At 69.4% G+C, this 2,828-nt stretch carries 2 protein-coding genes and 1 pseudogene; 2 read left to right on the plus strand and 1 reads right to left on the minus strand.

Features of this window, described 5'->3' with window-relative positions; all coding sequences use genetic code 11:
* Positions 1-361 (plus strand): annotated as a pseudogene (locus AC5RUJ_RS13940) (anti-sigma factor); the annotation flags it as partial.
* 37 nt (positions 362-398) lie between these two features.
* On the opposite strand, the gene trmB reads toward AC5RUJ_RS13940, so the two are convergent.
* Positions 399-1,310, minus strand: a complete 912-nt coding sequence (gene trmB, locus AC5RUJ_RS13945) for a tRNA (guanosine(46)-N7)-methyltransferase TrmB (RefSeq protein WP_494128919.1) — start codon at positions 1,308-1,310, stop codon at positions 399-401.
* A gap of 237 nt (positions 1,311-1,547) precedes the next feature.
* Here trmB and AC5RUJ_RS13950 point away from each other — a divergent pair.
* Positions 1,548-2,828: DEAD/DEAH box helicase (locus tag AC5RUJ_RS13950; protein ID WP_494156027.1), on the plus strand; the 1,281-nt coding region annotated here is incomplete at its 3' end.

Here is a 2,828-nt window from a genome sequence, read left to right on the forward strand (position 1 = left end):
GGGCGTGTGCCTGGTCGCCGGGGCGGCCATCGGGCCGTTGCTGACCCAGCAGCAGCAGCCGCCGGCGACGGAGAGTTATGTGATGACCGCCGACGGCGGCCTGCAGCTGGAGCTGGCGCTGGTGCACAAGGCGTGGGGCACCGAGATGCAGGTAGCGGGGGAGCAGCTGCCGCGGGACGGACTACTCACCCTCTGGGTGACAGGAGACACCGGCTACACCTACCAGGTGGCCTCTTGGCAGGCGACGCCGGCGGGCCGCGCCACGCTCACCGCAGCCTGCGCCATGGCCACCGACGAGATTGTCCAGGTGGAGCTGCGCAACGGGGCGGACACAACGCTGGCGGCAGTGGTTACGGACTGAGCCCGCGGGGTCCAGTGCGGTTTAGCTCAGGCGGGGATCAGTTCCGGCGGTAGGCCAGGTCGAAGATCATCCGCCCGGCGTCGTGGGCCTTCTGCTCGAAGCTGGTCATGGTCCGGCCGTCGAAGCGGGGCGCCCAGCCGCCGTGCTCATCCATGCCTTCACCGGTGCTGGCATTTCCGGTACTGACCGGGATCTTGCCTTCGCGCACCGGGGCGCCGCCCACCACGCCTTCCACGCCGCTTTCCCAGACCTGGGTCAGCGGGCTGTCCTTGCCGGTGCGCTCGCCGGCATGCAGGTTGCGAAAGTCCGGCGAGGCGTCGGCCACCCGGCGCATCTGGATCGCGTAGTCGGACCAGTCGGTGGCCAGGCGCCAAATTCCGCCCGGCTGCAGGACGCGGGCGGCGAGGTCCGCGAAGCTCTCCTGCACCAGCCGCCGCTTGTGGTGGCGGGTCTTGTGCCACGGGTCGGGAAAGAACACCCAGAGCTCGGCGACCGAGGACTCGGGCAGCATGCTCGCGAGGGCGTCAGGCGCGTTGACCTGCGCCACCCGCACGTTGGACAGGCCGTGCTGGCCGATCCGCAGCAGGGTCTGCGCCAGCCCCGGCCGGTAGACCTCCAGGGCCAGGAAGTTCCACTCCGGGTGCTGCTCCGCCGCATGGCAGACGGCCTCCCCGAGGCCGGATCCGATCTCCACCATCAGGGGTGCCTCGCGTCCGAAGGCTGCCGCCGCGTCGAAGACATAGTCCGGGTCCACGGTGGTGTCGCCGCCGTGGCGCGGGAGGTCCACGGCGAACCTGGGGCCGTATTCGTCCCAGGCCTGCTGGCGGCGGCCCTGCAGCCGGGATCCGCGGCGCACAAAGCTGACCGGACGGGCGAGGTGGGTGGGCTGCGCGAGGCGCGCACCGTCGTCGTTCGCGGGAAAATCAGGGGTGGGGGAGTCGCTGGTCATCCCCACCAGAGTATCGCCCGTGCGCGGGCGGCCCGGACGTGCTGCTAGACTGGTGCTACTCGGAGGCGCACTTTGACGCGTTTCCCTGCGTCGATGAACGCTTTCAATTGCGCCGCCGCTTTCCGTCTAACGACGTGACCGGACAGGTCCGGGCGGTTGGCACTGTCTGATTTTTCTTCGGCGACCCTGGGCTAACCTGCCGCGGGGACACTGACCGGAAGACATTCTCACTTTCTTATGACTACTTTTGTTGCCCTTGGCGTGCCCAAGGCCCTTGCTTCGAAGCTCGCTGCCGATGGCATCGACGCCCCGTTCCCCATCCAGACCGAGACGCTGCCCGATACGCTGGCCGGCCGGGACGTGCTGGGCCGCGGCCGCACCGGCTCCGGCAAGACGCTCGCGTTCGCGCTGCCGCTGGTCGCCAGGCTGGCCGAGCGCGAGGCCGCCCATTTCCGCAAACCCGGACGCCCGCTGGGCCTGGTCTTGGCGCCGACCCGTGAGCTGGCCACCCAGCTCAATGCCACCATTGAGCCGCTGGCGTCGGAGCTGGGCCTGAACACCACGGTGATCTACGGCGGCGTCTCGCAGCAACGCCAGGAAAAGGCGCTGCGCGCCGGCGTCGACATCGTGATTGCCTGCCCGGGCCGGCTCGAAGACCTGATGAAGCAGAAGATCATCACGCTGGAATCGGTGGAAATCACCGTCCTGGACGAGGCCGACCACATGGCCGACCTGGGCTTCCTGCCCGTGGTGAAGAAGCTGCTGGACACCACCCCGGCCGGCGGGCAGCGCATGCTGTTCTCCGCGACCCTGGACAACGGCGTTGACAAGCTGGTGCAGCGTTACCTGTCCAGCCCGCTGACTCACTCCGTGGACGACCCGCAGGCCGCGGTCACCACCATGGAACACCATGTGCTCGTAACCCGCGATGCCTCCGAAAAGAAGCAGGTGCTCAACCGGCTGGCCGCCGGAGCCGGGCGCCGCGTGCTGTTCACCCGCACCAAGCACCACGCCCGGAAGCTGGCCAAGGCCCTCACCGCCGCCGGCATCCCGGCGGTGGACCTGCACGGCAACCTGTCGCAGAACGCCCGCGACCGCAACCTCGCCGAGTTCTCCTCCGGCCATGTGCGCGTGCTGGTCGCCACGGACGTGGCCGCCCGCGGCGTGCACGTGGACGAGGTGGAACTGGTGATCCACGTGGATCCGCCCACCGAACACAAGGCGTACCTGCACCGTTCCGGCCGTACCGCCCGCGCCGGTTCCGACGGCACCGTCGTGACCCTGGCGCTGCCGGAACAACGGCTGGAAGTCGGCAAGCTGATGAAGGCGGCCGGCGTGGACGTAGCCTTCGAAAGCGTCACCGCGTCCTCGGACCTGCTGGTGAAACTGGTGGGCGAGGTGGCCGCACCGGTCGATCCGCAGTTGCGGGCCCAGCAGCAGGCAGCGAACCTGCCGCAGCACGGCGGCGGCACTTCCACCGGCGCCAACGCCCAGCGCAAGCGGGCCATGCGGTCCGGC

The sequence above is a fragment of the Arthrobacter sp. Y3223164 genome (assembly GCF_059091005.1).